Source organism: Sphingopyxis jiangsuensis (assembly GCF_016734905.1).
Lineage (GTDB): Bacteria > Pseudomonadota > Alphaproteobacteria > Sphingomonadales > Sphingomonadaceae > Sphingopyxis > Sphingopyxis jiangsuensis.
Genome location: NZ_JAERPO010000003.1, coordinates 1 through 15478 on the forward strand (window position 1 = coordinate 1; position 15478 = coordinate 15478).

A 15478-nucleotide genomic window follows, 5' to 3' on the forward strand; every position below is an offset into this window, starting at 1 on the left:
GAAATATGGCTGAAGACGCGCCATCTGCTCGTCCGTCAGCCAATACAAATCACTCATCATTCAGGCTCCTCACCCCAAGCCTGAATCACAGCCTTCACCGCAAATCAATGGGTCCTGACCCTAAAATGCTGAATTAAAACATATCTGTCCGATGAATGTGATTCCGGCTCGGGTGCGTGAGTGCCGCGCGGGCGCGTGGTCTGCCCACTGGACAATCGCGCGCACCCTACATATATACCACCCGTTATGGAAGTAGAAGCTCCTGCCATTCCCAAGGGTCGGCCGCGCGAATTCTGCGTTGACGCAGCGCTTGCTGCGGCGCTGCGCGTGTTCTGGACCAAGGGGTATGAGGGCACGTCGATGAACGACCTGACCGAGGCGATGGGGATTACCAAGCCCAGCCTCTATGCGGCGTTCGGAAACAAGGAAGCGCTCTTCAACAAGGCGCTCGACCTTTATGAGCGCGAAAAGGCCGACTATATGCGCGCGGCGCTCGAGGCTCCGACCGCGCGTGGTGTCGCCGAGCGGTTGATGTACGGCGCGCTCGACATGCATTGCTGCCCCGACAATCCCGGCGGCTGTTTGGGCGTTATCGCCTCGGTCGCTTGCGGGTCGGAGGCCGAATGTATTCGCGATGCCGTGCTTGCGCGCGGTGCCGCCGCGAAGCGCGCGATGCTCGATCGCTTCGAACAGGCCAAGGCAGACGGCGACCTGCCGCCCGACGTCGAGCCCGAAGGGCTCGCCGCGCTGCTTACGGCGATCAACCAGGGCATGGCGGTGCAGGCGGGCGCCGGCGCGACACGCGCCGAACTCGAACGACTCGTCGAAACCTGCCTCAAGCTGTGGCCGGGACGCTAGAAGAAAAATTTTTACCGCTCGGTATGAAATGCCCTTGACGGTTTCGCTCCCCGTTAATATACCATTCAGTACATAAAGGCTCTCCCCCCGGCTGGCCGTCTTGTGTTTTGAAACGCAAGGCGGCCGGCGAAGGTCTGCCTCGACAATATTGCCTGTGAAGACGTTGCTCGCCGGTTCGCGGACATGCGTCTTTGCCTGCGGCCAATACAGACAGCCCGGGGTAACCGGGCGACGTTCGGGCAGGGCGCGCCCTGTCCGCCATCAAAGAGGATTGCCGACAAGGAATGGGATCGGGGGCGTGCGCCTTCGGTGTTTGAAGTGTGCGCGCCGTGCGGTGTGCGCGACGTGAATCGACAGACAGTGAAGAGGCATCGCCATGACCGTCCATACGCCGATCGAAAAAGTCGACCCCGCCGACGCGCAGGTCCGCCGCGACCTTCGCGACCTGCTCCACCCGAATCGCAAGCGGCGGGCGCTGTGGTTCGGCGCTTTACTCGTCGTCGTTGCGGGCGCGTGGTGGCTGCTGCGTGCTGCGCCGCCGCCGGCTGCCGCAATGCCCGCGCCCGTGCTGACCGTCGCTACGCCGCTGTCGCGCGAGGTGACGTTGTGGGACGATTATATCGGCCGTTTCGAGGCCAGCAATTCGGTCGAAGTGCGCCCGCGCGTGTCGGGCGCCGTCACTGCCATCCATTTCACCGACGGCCAGATCGTCCGCAAGGGCCAGCCGCTCTTTACCATCGACCCGCGTCCGTTCCGCGCCGCGCTGGCCGAGGCGAATGCCGCGGCCGCCAGTTCGCGCAGCGACCTTGCGCTTGCGCGGCTCGAACTGGAGCGCGCGAGTCGTCTCGTCGACGTCGAGGCGGTGTCGCAGAGCGAGATCGACCGGCTGCGCGCGCGTGTGCAGGCGGCTAATGCTGCACTTGCTGCGGCGAATGCACGCATCGCAGCGCGCGCGCTCGATGTCGAATTCGCGACCGTGCGTGCGCCGATGAGTGGCCGCATTTCCGACCGTCTGGTCGATTCGGGCAACCTCGTCTCGGCGGGCGACGCGGGGGGGACCTTGCTCACCACGATCAATGCGCTCGACCCCATCTATTTCGCCTTCCAGGGTTCCGAAGCCTTGTTCCTCAAGACCAAGCGCGAGGGCGGCGACAGGAATGCGACCGTCGAGGTGCGGCTTCAGGACGAAAACGACTATCGCTGGAAGGGTCGCCTCGATTTCACCGACAACGGACTCGACCCGCGCTCGGGGACGATCCGCGCTCGCGCGCGCTTCGACAATCCCGACCTTTTCCTGACCCCCGGCATGTTCGGCAACATGCGGCTGTCGACCGGCCAGACCACGCGTGCGCTGCTCGTTCCCGCCGCCGCCGTGCAGACCGACCAGGCGCGCAAGATCGTCTATGCCGTCGGCAAGGACGGAACGGTCGCTGCCAAGCCGGTCGAGATCGGTCCCGACATCGACGGGCTGCGGGTTATTCGCTCGGGTCTGACGCCAACCGACCGGGTGGTTATCGCCGGCTATCAGTTTGCGCAGCCCGGTACGAAGGCGGCGACAAAGGCCGGAAAGATCGTAGCAGCGGCACCGAAGCAGGTGGCCGATGCCAGCGAGCCGGTGTCGTCGCAGGCAACGTTTGCGAGGTAGTCATTCGTCATCCCGGCGAAGGCCGGGATCTCAACGGAGCATTGATCGTCCACGTCCAGATCCCGGCCCTCGCCGGGGTGACGGGAGGATTTGAGGCGCCAACTTTCGAATATCAGACAGGGGCTCTCCCATGCGCCTATCACGCTTCTTCATCGACCGGCCGATCTTTGCGGCCGTCATCGCGGTGATCATCACCATCGTCGGCGCGGTCGCCTATATCGGGCTTCCGGTGTCGCAATATCCCGACATCGTCCCGCCCACGGTGACTGTGCAGGCGAGCTATCCGGGCGCTTCGGCCGAGACGGTTGCCGACACGGTCGCAGCGCCGATCGAGCAGGAAATCAACGGCGTCGACAATATGCTCTATATGAGCAGCCAGTCGACCGGCGACGGGAATGTCACGATCACGGTCACCTTCAAGACGGGGACCGACCTCGATGCGGCGCAGGTGCTCGTGCAGAACCGCGTCGCGATCGCGACGCCGCGGCTGCCCGAAACAGTGCAGCGGCTGGGCGTCGTAACGCGCAAGACTTCGCCCGACTTCCTGCTGATCGTCAACCTGGTGTCGCCCGACAAGTCGCTCGATCGCGCCTATATCTCCAATTACGCCCTCACCCAGCTCCGCGACCGGCTCGCGCGCCTCGACGGCGTCGGCGACGTGCGGCTTTTCGGGTCGCGCGACTATGCGATGCGCGTGTGGATCGACCCCGGCCGCGCCGCCGCGCTCGACCTGACCGCAGGTGAGATCGTCGCGGCATTGCGGCGCGAGAATGTCCAGGTCGCGGCGGGCACGTTGGGCCAGCCGCCCTTCGCGAGCGGCAGCGACTTCCAGCTCAACGTCGAAACGCAGGGGCGCCTAGCCGATCCCGCCGAATTCGCCAATGTCGTGATCCGCAGCGATGCCGATGGGCGACAGGTGCGCGTATCCGACGTTGCACGCGTCGAACTCGGCGCGGCGGATTATAACAGCAATACCTATTTGTCGGGCGATCCGACCGTGATCCTCGCGACCTTCCAGCGGCCGGGGTCGAACGCGCTTGCCGCCGCGCAGGCGGTCGAGGCCGAAATGGAAGCGGCGTCGAAAAGCTTTCCCAAGGGCCTCGAATATCGCGTCATCTATAACCCCACGGAGTTTATCGCCCAGTCGATCGACGCGGTGATGGACACGCTGGTCGAGGCGGTATTCCTCGTCGTCATCGTCATTTTGGTTTTCCTGCAAAAATGGCGCGCGGCGATCATCCCGGTGCTCGCCATTCCCGTGTCGCTGATCGGGACCTTCGCAGTGCTTGCGGCGGTCGGCTATAGCCTGAACAACCTTTCGCTTTTCGGGTTGGTGCTTGCGATCGGGATTGTCGTCGACGATGCGATCGTCGTCGTTGAAAATGTCGAGCGCAATCTGGAAAAGGGCATGTCGGCGCTCGAGGCGGCGCGCACCTCGATGGACGAGGTGTCGGCGGCGCTTGTCGCGATCGTGCTCGTGCTCTGCGCGGTGTTCGTGCCGACGCTGTTCCTCACCGGCCTGTCGGGCGCTTTCTATCAGCAGTTTGCGGTGACGATCTCGACCGCGACGATCATCTCGCTGATCCTCTCGCTCACCCTGTCGCCGGCGCTTGCCGCCATCCTTCTGAAGCCGCACGCTGCGCCGAAAGAGGAAAATGCGGTGCTGCGCGCCGTCCACCGCGCGGGCGATGCGTTCAATCGCGGCTTCGAACGGACGGCCGCGGCCTATGCGCGCCTGACCGCGCGGCTCGTGCGCGCGCCGAAGAAGGTGATGGCGGCCTATGCCGCGCTGATCGCCGCGACGGCGGGGCTGTTCTGGGCGACGCCGACGGGGTTCATCCCGGCGCAGGACCAAGGCTATTTCCTGGTCGTCGCCAAGCTTCCCTCGGGCGCGTCGGTCGAACGCACCGACGCGGTGCTGCAGAAGGTGGCGCAGCGTGTGCTTCCGGTCGAAGGCGTGCTGGGATCGGTGATGCTCGCGGGCTTCGACGGCCCGTCGCAGACGCTCGCGCCCAATTCGGCCGCCGCCTATTTCCCGCTCAAAAGCTTTGAGGAGCGCAGGAAGCTCGGCGTGACGCTTGATGAGATCATCGGTCAGGCGCGGGCGAACACTGCCGACATTACCGAGGCGCAGATCGTCATCATCCCGCCGCCGCTGATCCAGGGGATCGGCTCGGCGGGTGGCTATCGCATGGTCGTGCAGGACCGCGGCGGGCACGGATATGCCGAACTCGCCAAGGTGTCTGGCGACCTTATCGGCAAGGCGAACGGAACGCCGGGGCTGATGAACGTCTTCACCTTCTTCGACCCGACCAACCCGCGTGTCTATGCCGACATTGATCGCGCCAAGGCGAACATGCTCGGCGTTCCGCCCGAACGGGTATTCGAGGCGCTGCAAGTCTATCTGGGCTCGGCGTTCGTCAACGACTTCAACCTGCTCGGGCGCACCTATCGCGTTACTGCGCAGGCCGACGCACCCTATCGCCAGACGGTGTCCGACATCGCCAATCTCTATACCCGGTCAAATTCGGGCGCGATGGTGCCGATCGGCTCGGTCGCCAATTTCGAGGACCGCACGGGGCCGTATCGCGTGACGCGCTATAACCTCTTCCCCGCGGTCGAGATCGACGGTGACACCGCCCCCGGTTCGTCGTCGGGCGCCTCGCTCACGACGATGGAAAAGCTTGCGTCGGAAACACTGCCCGCGGGCTTTGGCACCGAATGGACCGGTATCGCCTTCCAGCAGAAGGCGGCGGCGAACACGGCGGGTATCGTTTTCGCCTTGGCGGTCTTGTTTGTCTTCCTCGTGCTCGCGGCGCAATATGAAAGCCTCGTGCTGCCGCTCGCGATCATCCTGATCGTGCCAATGTGCCTGCTCGCGGCGATGATCGGCGTGAACCTGCGCGGCATGGACAATAATGTCCTGACGCAGATCGGGCTCGTCGTCCTGATCGCGCTGGCGGCAAAGAATGCGATCCTGATCGTCGAGTTCGCCAAGCAGGCCGAGGAGCAGGACGGGCTGTCGCCGATCGAAGCTGCGGTGCGCGCGGCCCGCGACCGCCTGCGCCCGATCCTGATGACGAGCTTTGCTTTCATCCTCGGCGCGGTGCCGCTGCTCATCGCGAGCGGAGCGGGCGCCGAGCTGCGGCAGGCGCTCGGCACCGCGGTCTTCTTCGGGATGCTCGGCGTGACCGCGTTCGGGCTGATCTTCACCCCGACCTTCTATGTCGTCTGCCGCGCGCTCGGCGACTGGATCGCGCAGCGGCGCGGCGGACGCGGCAGCTCGGCCGCACTGCCGGTCCCGGCCGAATAAGGAGAATGACGATGACCCGCCGCACTCTCGCCGCCGCCGCTTCGGCGCTCGCGCTCGCCGCCTGCGCGGTCGGTCCCGACTATAAGCCACCGCAATCGGCCTCCGCCCCCGCCGCAACCGGGTCGTTCGTTGCGGCGAGCAGCCCGGCGGTGTCGCTGGCGCCGGTCGCAGCCAACTGGTGGCGTCTCTACGACGACCCCGTGCTCGACGGCCTCGTCCGCGACGCGCTCGCCGCGAATACCGACGTGCGCGTCGCGGTCGCCAATATCGCGCGGGCGCGCGCCGGATTGCGCGGTGCCAGTGCCGACCGTCTGCCGCAGGGCCAAATTGGCGCCGGCGCGCAATATGGCCGCAGCCCCGAAGGCCAGCGCGCGCCTGGCGCGCCGCGCGAGGATTGGGCGGTCGATGTCGGCATCGGCGTGTCGTACGAGGTCGATCTCTTCGGCCGCGTGAGCCGCTCGGTCGAGGCCGCGCGCAGCGACCTTGCCGCTGCCGAAGCCGATGCCGAGGCGGTGCGCGTCGTCGCTGTCTCCGACACGACGCAGGCCTATGCCGATGCGGCGTCGGGCGCGGCGCGGCTCGGCGTCGCGCGCCGCATCGTCGAGCTGCTCGACCAGCAGGTGAAGCTTACCGATCGTCGGAAGGAGGCGGGCCTTGCCACCGGGCTCGACCTTGCGCGCATCGCGACGTTGCGCGACCAGCGCGCCGCCGACATTCCGGCGATCGAGGCCGAGCGCCAGGCCGCGCTCTTCCGCCTTGCGACCTTGACCGGCCGCACGCCGTCCGAACTGCCCGCTATCGCCGGCGAAAGGGCGATCGGCCTCGAGATCACCGACCCGATCCCAGTCGGTGACGGGGCGGCGCTGTTGAAGCGTCGCCCCGACGTCCGCGCCGCCGAACGCCGCCTCGCCGCCGATACCGCGCGCGTCGGCGTTGCGACCGCCGATCTTTATCCGCGCATCACGCTCGGTGCGTCGGCGGGATCGACCGGATCGGGCTTCGGCGACGTGTTCGGCGGCGGGCCGCTGCGCTGGTTGCTCGGCCCGCTCATCAACTGGGCCTTCCCCAATCAGGAACCCGCGCGTGCGCGCATCGCGGCGGCGGAGGCGGGGACGCAGGCGTCGCTTGCGCGCTTCGACGGGACGGTGCTGCGCGCGCTCGAAGAGACCGAGACGGCACTCTCCTCCTATGCCCGGTCGCTCGAACAGCGGCAGGCGCTACGCGCCGCGCGCGACCAGTCCGAACGCGCGGCGCGCATCGTGCGCGCCAAGCGGGCAGAGGGCGCAGCCGACTCGCTCGAATGGCTCGACGCCGAACGCACCTTTGCCGAGGCGGAGGCGGTGCTCGCTGCGCAGGACGCGCAAATCTCGCGGCGCCAGATCGCTTTGTTCCGCGCACTTGCCGGCGGCTGGTCGAGCTGATCGCCAGCGCTTCGACAGTCCGCGCTTAATCGCCGCGACGCCCGCGCTACTCGCGGGCTGCGCGGTCGCGCGGGTCATCGTTTACGCCAACTTTACCACTCCTGTTGCATGACATTTGCGAATGTTTGCGACTGGGGATGAATGATGGACAGCATGCGCGGGCTGGTTTCGGGCAGCCACGGCCAGGAGGACGCAGCCATCGACGCCCCGCCGATGGTGGGAGTCGACGAACGGCGGATGCAGGTTCGCGCCTATAATTATTGGGCGTCGCTGCTGGGCGATCGCGCCTATCCCTCGGTCGAGGACCTCGACCTCGAAGGCGCCGATTTCGGCGGCAATGCCGTGCTGCTCGATTTCACTCAGGGCATCGAAAATCCGGGAATATCCTTCCTCGGCCACCGGCTTCGCGACGAATCGCAAATCGACGAAGATGTCAATTACATCAACCAGATACCCGGGCGCTCGCTGCTGTCGCGGCTGACCGACCATTATCTCCAGATCATCGCGAACCGCGCGCCGATCGGATTCGAAGCCGAATTCGTCAACGATCGCGGCACCACCATCATGTATCGCGGCATCCTGCTGCCCTTTTCGTCCGACGACGATACGATCGATTTCATCATGGGCGTCATCAACTGGAAGGAAGCCGTCGCTTCCGACGTCGATGCCGAACTGCAATTGTCGGTCGAACAGGCGCTACGCGCCGCGGCGCCGCTCTCTGCCCCCGTTCCGGTGTGGGCCGACGGCCCCGACTCCGAACATATCGACGATGACGCGGGGCCCGGTTTCGCCGCGCTCGCCGACGATAGCGATGCCGACGAAGCCATGCTGCTGACCGAAACCGCCGAAGATGCGGTTGCAGAACCGGTGGCGGACGATGCGGAAACGGAACCCGGCGACGACGCCGGCCTTGCCGACTGGCTTGCCGCGGCGCGCGAAACCGCCGAGCGCGCGGTCGCCGCCGACAGCCGCAGCCGCACCGCGCTCTATCGCGCGATCGGCATGGCTTGGGATTTCGCGCTGGTCGCCGAACGGCGTCCCGACGACTATGCCGAACTGCTCGACGATGCGGGATTGAAAGCACAGGACCGCGCGCCGATGACGCCGATCGTCAAGCTCGTCTTTGGCCCCTCCTATGACAAGACGCGCCTTGCCGAATATGCCTGCGTGCTCGGCCATGCAAAAGACGAGGGCGTCGGGCGTGGCGAACTGGCGTCCTATCTCGACAGCTATCCGGGCGGACTCAAGGGCGTCGTCAAGGATGTTCGCGCGCGCCGCAAACCGTCCGACGCCAAGGTCGACGACGAAGCCGCCCTCGATGCGCTTCGCAGCGCACAGCCGGCGTTGATCCTCGAACATGAGGCGGGCGAGGCCGAGTTTGTGGTGCTGATTGCGCGCGCGATGCCCGGCGGCCATATCGGAATCGTCGCGAAGGCGGCCGACGACAAGGCGCTCGTCGCGCGGCTTGCGAAGAAGGCGATCCCGATCGCCCCCGCGCCCTGACGCGACCGCGTAACAGACAATCCTAAAGTTGAAATATTTTTACGCGGTGTCGCTCGCAGGGACTTGAGCCGCGCGCGTAGCAGGAGCATAGGGGCCAGACCGAACGGGGCTGCCGATCGTCGGTAAAAGCCCCGTCACACCTTGGTTCGGGATGCGTCACCCTATGCCCCAGAATGAGTCCGATACCGCCGAAGTCGAAGCCTCGGCGCCAGCCACCGATGTTCCCGCAAAAATCGCCAAAGCCTTTGAAGCCGCGCTGAAAGGCAGCGCGCTGCCCGGCGAAGGCGACGACCTCGGCAAGACGGCGCTCGCCGAAGCCGGTGTTTTCGTTGCGCGTGCTTCACTTGCTCGGGCAAAGGGGCAACCGTCGCTCCTCCTTGAACCGATCGAGGCTGAGGGGACCGACCGCCGGATGCGCCTTGCCGTCGTGAACGACGACATGCCCTTCCTTGTCGATTCGACCTCGCAGATTGCCGGCGCGCAGGGGCTGGTCGTGCATCGCATCCTCCACCCTGTCGTTTCGGTATCGCGCGACGCCGCCGGGCGATTGGTCGATGTCGATGCGAAGAAAATGTCCGATCCTGCCCGCGAATCGGTGATCTATATGGAGCTTGAGCGCGGTGACGCGCGCGCGCGACGGCGTCTCCTCAATGCGCTTCAATCGGCACTTGCGGATGTCCGCGCGGCCGTGTCCGACTGGAAGGCTATGCGGGCCGCGATGCTCGCCGACGCTGCGATGCGTTGCGAGGACGAAGGGGCAGAGTTGCTGCGCTGGTTCGAAGGCGGGGCGATGACCCAACTCGGCCACGAATGGCGGACGCGGGACGGCGAGGCGCAGGATGCGCTCGGCGTGGCGGCGTCGGCCGACGGCGAACTTCTGTCGCCGGCCGGGCTCCATGCGGCATTTAAATGGTTTGAAAAAGGCGGGAAGGCTCCGCTGCTCATCAAGTCCAATCGTCTGTCGTCGGTCCATCGGCGCGTCCTGCTCGATCTGGTCATCGTCCCCGAAACGAAGGGGAAGGCGATCGAACGTCTGTCGATTCACGCAGGCCTGTGGACCAGCGCCGCGTTGTCGGCGCGTCCCGACAAGGTGCCCGTGCTGCGTGCCGCGCTCGACGCGCTGATGGCCAAGTTCGACTTTGATCCGACCGGCCACGCGGGCAAGGCGCTGGCGCACGCGCTCACCGCGTTGCCGCACGACCTCCTTATTGCCTTCGACGCCAAGTCGCTCGAGGATCTCGCGCTGACGTCGATGTCGATTACCGACCGCCCGCGCCCGAAGCTGGTGACGGTGCGCAGCGCGCTCGGCCGCCATTTGTTCGTCTTTGTCTGGTTGCCGCGCGACGAGGTGTCCACCGGCCGCCGCCTTGCGGTCGAATCGATGCTGGTGCGCGAGGCGCGCGCGGGCGTGATCGGCTGGACGATGGTGCTCGAGGACGGAGGCGCGGCGCTGCTCCGCTTCACGCTCGACCTCAGGAGCGGCGGCGTCGTTCCCGACGCCGATGCGCTCAACCTCCAACTCGAACAGATGGTGCGCGGCTGGCAGCCAGAGGTCGAGGGCGCGCTCGCGCGGCGCGGCGATCCGGCGCGTGCGGCGGCGCTTGCGTCGCGATTTGCGCCGCTGTTTCCTCCGAACTATCGCAATCTCTATAATCCTGAAGAAGCGGCGCGCGACATTTTGCGGCTGCGCGATCTCGACGCCGACAAGCCGCGCACGGTACGGCTTGCGCGCAAGAGCCTCGACGGCGACGACCGGTTGCGGCTCAAAGTCTATAGCGCGGTCGGTCCGCTCGCCTTGTCCGACGTCGTCCCCGCGCTCGAACATTTCGGCTTCGAGGTGCTCGAGGAGATCCCGACCGTCCTCGGCACCGGACGTCCTGCGGGCGTCGACGCCGACAGCGAGCCCCCGATCGTCATTCATGACTTCACGCTGCGTATTCCGGCGTCGGTCGACGAAAAGGCGTTGCTGCCGCACGCCGAGGTTATCGAGCAGGCAATCGTCGCGGTGCTCGATGGCGCGGCAGAGAATGACGCGTTCAACGAGCTGGTGCTCGTCACGCAGACCGAGCCGCAGGCGATCGTCTGGCTGCGCGCTTGGTTCCGTTACCTGCGTCAGGGCGGTTCGGCCTATGGGATGGACACCGTCGTCGCCGCGTTGCGCCACGCGCCCGCGCTGACGAACGCGATGATCGCGCGGTTTCGCGCATTGCATGACCCGGAAGCGCACGACCAAGCTCGCGCCGCGGCGATCGAGGCTGAAATCCAGACGGGCTTTGCCGGCATCAAGGCGATCGATGACGACCGTATCCTGCGGTTGTTCAACGCGGTCATCGGCGCGACGCTGCGTACCAACGCCTTTGCGCCCGCCGCCGCCGAGGCGCTCGCCTTCAAGATCGACTCGAGCCAGATTCCCGGCCTGCCCAAGCCGCTGCCGTGGCGCGAAGTGTGGGTCTATTCGCCGCGCGTCGAGGGCGTTCACCTGCGCGCCGGCCCGGTCGCGCGCGGCGGGCTGCGCTGGTCCGACCGGCGTGACGACTTCCGTACCGAAATCCTCGGGCTCATGAAGGCGCAGCGCGTCAAGAACGCCGTCATCGTGCCGACCGGCGCGAAGGGCGGCTTCTATCCCAAGACGCTGCCCAGCGTGGTCGAGAATCGCGATGCCTGGTTCGCCGAGGGGACCGAATGCTATCGCATCTTCATCCGCTCGCTGCTGTCGATCACCGACAATATCGTCGGCGGCAAGGTCGTGCATCCCGCGGGCGTGACGATCCTCGACGGCGACGATCCCTATTTCGTGGTCGCCGCCGACAAGGGAACCGCGACCTTCTCCGACGTCGCGAACGGTCTTGCGATGGAACGCGACTTCTGGCTCGGCGACGCCTTCGCAAGCGGCGGGTCGAAGGGCTATGACCACAAGGCGATGGGCATCACCGCCAAGGGCGCGTGGGTTTCGGTCCAGCGCCACTTCGCCGAAATGGACATCGATGTGCAGAGCGACACGATCCGCGTCGCGGGCTGCGGCGACATGTCGGGCGACGTGTTCGGCAACGGCATGCTGCTGTCGAAGGCGATCAAGCTCGTCGCGGCGTTCGACCACCGCCATATCTTCCTCGACCCCGACCCCGATCCGGCGAAAAGCTGGAAGGAACGCGCGCGCATGTTCGCGCTGCCGCGGTCGAGCTGGGACGATTATGACAAGAAGCTGATCTCGAAAGGCGGCGGGGTGTTTCCGCGCAGCCAGAAAAGCATTCCGCTGACCCCCGAAGTCAAGGCAATGCTGGGGGTCGACGTCGATGCGACGGACCCGAGCACGCTGATCTCCGCCATCCTCAAGGCGCCGGTCGATCTCCTCTGGTTCGGCGGTATCGGCACCTATGTGAAGGCGGCGAGCCAGAATAATGCCGAGGTCGGCGACCCCGCAAACGATGCGCTGCGCGTCGATGCCGAGGATCTGCAGGTCAAGGCGATCGGAGAGGGCGCGAACCTTGGCGTCACGCAGGCGGCGCGCATCGCCTTTGCGGCGAAGGGCGGGCGGATCAACACCGACTTCATCGACAATAGCGCCGGCGTCGATTGTTCGGACAATGAGGTCAATATCAAGATCGCACTGAATCGCGAGATGGTCGAAGGGCGTCTCGGTCAGGAGGATCGCGACGCGCTGCTGGTGCGGATGACCGACGATGTGTCGGCGCTCGTACTCGAGGATAACAGGCTTCAGGCGCTCGCGTTGTCGATTGCCGAAAAGGGCGGCGCGGCGGCGGTTCCGTCGCTCGTGCGGATCATGGAGACGTTCGAGGCAGCGGGTCGGCTCGACCGCAAGGTCGAGGGGCTCGCGGTCAACGACGATCTGCTCCGCCGCTCGCAGGAAGGCCGCGGGCTGACGCGCCCCGAACTCGCGGTGCTGCTCTCGACCGCCAAGCTCGCGCTGCAGGACGCGATCGAAGCCAGCGACCTTCCCGACGATCCCGCTCTTGCAGCCGACCTCGCCGCTGCTTTCCCTGCGGAAATGCAGCGCGACTTTGCCGGGGCGATCGAGGGCCACCAGCTACGCCGCGAAATCATCGCGACCAAGCTGGCGAACCGTATCGTCAACCGCATGGGTATCGTCCATCCGTTCGAACTGGTCGAAGAGGAAGGCTGCGCGCTCGGCGACGTCGCTTCTGCCTTTGTCGCGGTCGAGCGGCTGATGGGGATGCAGGCCATCTGGTCAGCACTCGACGCCGCGGCGATCGACGAGGCGATCCGCCTGTCGCTTTTCGGCCAGGCCGCTTCGGCGATGGCCTCGCAAATGGCCGACCTGCTGCGCGTTGCGCCCAGCGGCGCCCAGCCTGGACCGCTCGTTGCGCGGCTCGCACCGGGGGTCGAGCGTCTCACCGCGCGAGTCGACAGCCTGCTCGGCGAATCGGTGCGCCGCCAGTGGGAGGTGCTCACCCAGCAATTGCTCGAAGCGGGGGCGCCGGACGCGCTCGCGGCGTCGGTCGTGCGGCTGTTCAAGCTCGACGGCGCGATCGGCATCGTCGATCTTGCCGAACGGCGCGGCGACGACGAGGTTTCGGTGACGCACGCCTTCACCCACCTCGGCGAAGCTTTGGGGCTCGACTGGGCGCAGACGCTGGCCGCGCATATGAGCCCGAGCGACCCGTGGGAGCGGCTGCTGGTCAACAGCCTTGCGCGCGACTTCCAGCAGATGCGGCTGACCTTCCTCGGCAGTTTACCTGGGGGTGAACTCGACGCGGCGGTAACGCAGTGGCTTGCCGAACACGCCCCGCGCGTCGCGCAGTTCCGCGGTACGATCGACCGTGCGCGCACGATCGCCAGCCCCAATGGCGCGATGCTTTCGCACATTGCGGGGCAGGCGCGCGGGTTGCTGGGGCGGTAGGTGCCCTACCAGCCGCGCGTCGCGATCCTCGTCCCGGCGCCTGACTATCCCGAGAACTGGCGTCCGGCCTTTGCGCGCAAGGCAGCGGCGCTGAACGGCGCAGGGCTGGCGGTCGACGAGCACGTCTGGACCGCGCCGGGCGATCTGGCGGGTTTCGACCTTGTCCTGCCGCTTTTCGCCTGGGGTTACCAGCGCGATGTCGCGCGCTGGTATGAACTTCTCGGCGATTTCGAGGCTTCTGCGCGGCACGTTATCAACCCTGTCGCGCTCCTCCGATGGAATAGCGACAAGGCCTATCTGCGCGATCTGGAAGCCAAAGGCGTCGCAATCGTTCCCACGGTCGAGGTCGCAGCGCTCGACGATGCGGCGCTCGACGCCGCGCGTGTGGTGTTGGGTGGGGAGGAGGTCGTGATCAAGCCCGCGATCTCGGGCGGCGCCGACGGGACGCACCGCCTCGGCCCCGGCACTCCGATTCCGGTCGATGCGACGGGACAGCGCAGGCTCGTCCAGCCGATGATGCGCGGCGTGCTCGACAGCGGCGAGTTTTCGCTTTTCTATTTCGGCGGGCGCTTCAGCCACGCGGTCGTCAAAAGGCCTGCCACCGGCGATTTTCGTGTTCAGGAACAATTTGGCGGTCGCGAAACGGCATGGGAGGCGAGCGCCGAAGCGCACGCGCTCGCCGACGCCGCGCTCGCTGTCGCACCCGTCGCCCCGGTTTATGCGCGGGTCGACATGGTCGCCGACGGTGCGGGCAGGCTTCACATCATGGAGCTCGAACTGATCGAGCCCTCGCTTTTCCTGCATCATGCGCCCGACAAGGGCGCGGCCTTTGCCCGCGCGATCTACGCCGCGCTCTGACCGGCGCGGCGCTGCCACAGCCATTGGCGGATTGCCGAGGTGAGGTTGGGCGGCACGTCGGCGTCCATGCGGTCGACATCGATCCTCGCGACGAGTGCGTTGACTGGCAGGCCGAGCCGCTCGGCCTCTACCTCCAACGCACTCCAGAACATCGGCTCAAGACTGATCGAGGTCGGATGCCCGGCAATGGTGACCGAGCGCTTTACCGGGGGGTGAAGGCCGCCCGGCACCTCAATACATATGCTGCCCACCGTTGATCGACATCGTCGATCCGGTGACGAAGCCCGCATCCTCGCTGCACAGAAAGGCGACGCCGCGCGCGATTTCCTCGGCGTGGCCAAGGCGGCCGACCGGGATTTTCGCGACGATCTTTTCGAGCACTGCAGCGGGCACCGCTGCGACCATGTCGGTGTCGATATAGCCCGGCGCGATTGCGTTGACGGTAACGCCCTTCTTCGCGCCTTCCTGCGCGAGCGCCTTGGTGAAACCGTGGATGCCCGATTTTGCGGCGGCATAGTTGACCTGGCCGTACTGCCCCGCCTGCCCGTTGATCGACCCGATGTTGACGATGCGCCCCCAACCGCGCTCGACCATGCCAGGGAAACAGGCTTTCGCCATGTTGAAACAGCCGCCGAGGTTGACGCGCATCACGTCGTCCCAATCGGAATGGCTCATCCGCGCGAGCGTGCCGTCGCGGGTGATGCCAGCATTGTTTACGACGATGTCGACCGGGCCGACCTCTTCGGTCACCCGCGCGCAGCCGTCGAGGCACGCCTGATGGTCGCCGACGTCCCATTTAAACGCCTTGATCCCGGTGCGCTCGGAAAACTCGCGCGCCTTTTCGTCATTGCCGCCATAGTTGGCGACGACGGTGACTCCCATGTCCTTGAGTGCGAGGCTGATCGCCTCTCCGATCCCGCGGCTGCCCCCGGTGACAATTGCAACGCGTGTCATGAATCAATCTCTCCCAGTCCGTTTCATCCTGATTAGGACGGGGCCAA

At 66.1% G+C, this 15478-nt stretch carries 9 protein-coding genes; 7 read left to right on the forward strand and 2 right to left on the reverse strand.

From position 1 onward, the window contains the following. The first annotated feature begins 246 nt into the window (after window positions 1-246). The 7 genes from JI743_RS12950 (at window position 247) to JI743_RS12980 (ending at window position 14477) form a co-directional block, all read left to right on the forward strand. On the forward strand, window positions 247-858 hold the full coding sequence (locus JI743_RS12950) for a TetR/AcrR family transcriptional regulator (RefSeq protein WP_201928776.1): 612 nt from the start codon (window positions 247-249) through the stop codon (window positions 856-858). A 376-nt stretch (window positions 859-1234) separates the two neighbouring features. After that, entirely contained in the window at window positions 1235-2503 is a 1269-nt protein-coding gene (locus JI743_RS12955; RefSeq protein WP_201928777.1) for an efflux RND transporter periplasmic adaptor subunit, read from the forward strand. Between the two features lie 130 nt (window positions 2504-2633). Continuing rightward, entirely contained in the window at window positions 2634-5816 is a 3183-nt protein-coding gene (locus tag JI743_RS12960; RefSeq protein WP_201928778.1) for an efflux RND transporter permease subunit, read from the forward strand. An 11-nt stretch (window positions 5817-5827) separates the two neighbouring features. Beyond that, window positions 5828-7237 carry an efflux transporter outer membrane subunit gene (locus JI743_RS12965; RefSeq protein ID WP_201928779.1) on the forward strand — a complete coding sequence of 470 codons (1410 nt, stop codon included), beginning with the start codon at window positions 5828-5830 and terminating at the stop codon, window positions 7235-7237. A 144-nt stretch (window positions 7238-7381) separates the two neighbouring features. Further along, window positions 7382-8740: a PAS domain-containing protein gene (locus JI743_RS12970; RefSeq protein WP_201928780.1), complete on the forward strand. Its 1359-nt coding sequence runs from the start codon at window positions 7382-7384 to the stop codon at window positions 8738-8740. A 163-nt stretch (window positions 8741-8903) separates the two neighbouring features. Continuing rightward, the gene (locus tag JI743_RS12975) at window positions 8904-13619 is read left to right on the forward strand and encodes an NAD-glutamate dehydrogenase domain-containing protein (protein ID WP_201928781.1); all 4716 of its coding nucleotides are present in this window, start codon (window positions 8904-8906) and stop codon (window positions 13617-13619) included. Next, window positions 13620-14477 (forward strand): ATP-grasp domain-containing protein, encoded by an 858-nt coding sequence (locus tag JI743_RS12980; protein ID WP_201928782.1) that lies wholly within the window; start codon window positions 13620-13622, stop codon window positions 14475-14477. On the opposite strand, the gene JI743_RS12985 is transcribed toward JI743_RS12980, so the two are convergent. Together JI743_RS12985 and phbB are read right to left on the reverse strand one after the other, a co-directional pair. After that, the gene (locus JI743_RS12985; protein WP_201928783.1) at window positions 14462-14767 is read right to left on the reverse strand and encodes a ribbon-helix-helix domain-containing protein; all 306 of its coding nucleotides are present in this window, start codon (window positions 14765-14767) and stop codon (window positions 14462-14464) included. The two genes, JI743_RS12980 and JI743_RS12985, sit on opposite strands and share 16 nt — an antisense overlap. After that, window positions 14709-15431, reverse strand: coding sequence for an acetoacetyl-CoA reductase (gene phbB, locus JI743_RS12990; RefSeq protein WP_201928784.1), 723 nt, complete (start codon window positions 15429-15431; stop codon window positions 14709-14711). Before phbB ends, JI743_RS12985 begins: the two co-directional genes overlap by 59 nt. Window positions 15432-15478: the final 47 nt, after the last annotated feature.

Excerpts from the sequence above, each read along its gene's own strand:
- JI743_RS12955 (WP_201928777.1), top strand. The coding sequence starts at position 1,235 with ATGACCGTCCATACGCCGATCGAAAAAGTCGACCCCGCCGACGCGCAG.
- JI743_RS12960 (WP_201928778.1), top strand. The coding sequence starts at position 2,634 with ATGCGCCTATCACGCTTCTTCATCGACCGGCCGATCTTTGCGGCCGTC.
- JI743_RS12965 (WP_201928779.1), top strand. The coding sequence starts at position 5,828 with ATGACCCGCCGCACTCTCGCCGCCGCCGCTTCGGCGCTCGCGCTCGCC.
- phbB (WP_201928784.1), bottom strand. The coding sequence starts at position 15,431 with ATGACACGCGTTGCAATTGTCACCGGGGGCAGCCGCGGGATCGGAGAG.
- JI743_RS12950 (WP_201928776.1), top strand. The coding sequence starts at position 247 with ATGGAAGTAGAAGCTCCTGCCATTCCCAAGGGTCGGCCGCGCGAATTC.
- JI743_RS12975 (WP_201928781.1), top strand. The coding sequence starts at position 8,904 with ATGCCCCAGAATGAGTCCGATACCGCCGAAGTCGAAGCCTCGGCGCCA.
- JI743_RS12970 (WP_201928780.1), top strand. The coding sequence starts at position 7,382 with ATGGACAGCATGCGCGGGCTGGTTTCGGGCAGCCACGGCCAGGAGGAC.
- JI743_RS12985 (WP_201928783.1), bottom strand. The coding sequence starts at position 14,767 with ATGCGGGCTTCGTCACCGGATCGACGATGTCGATCAACGGTGGGCAGC.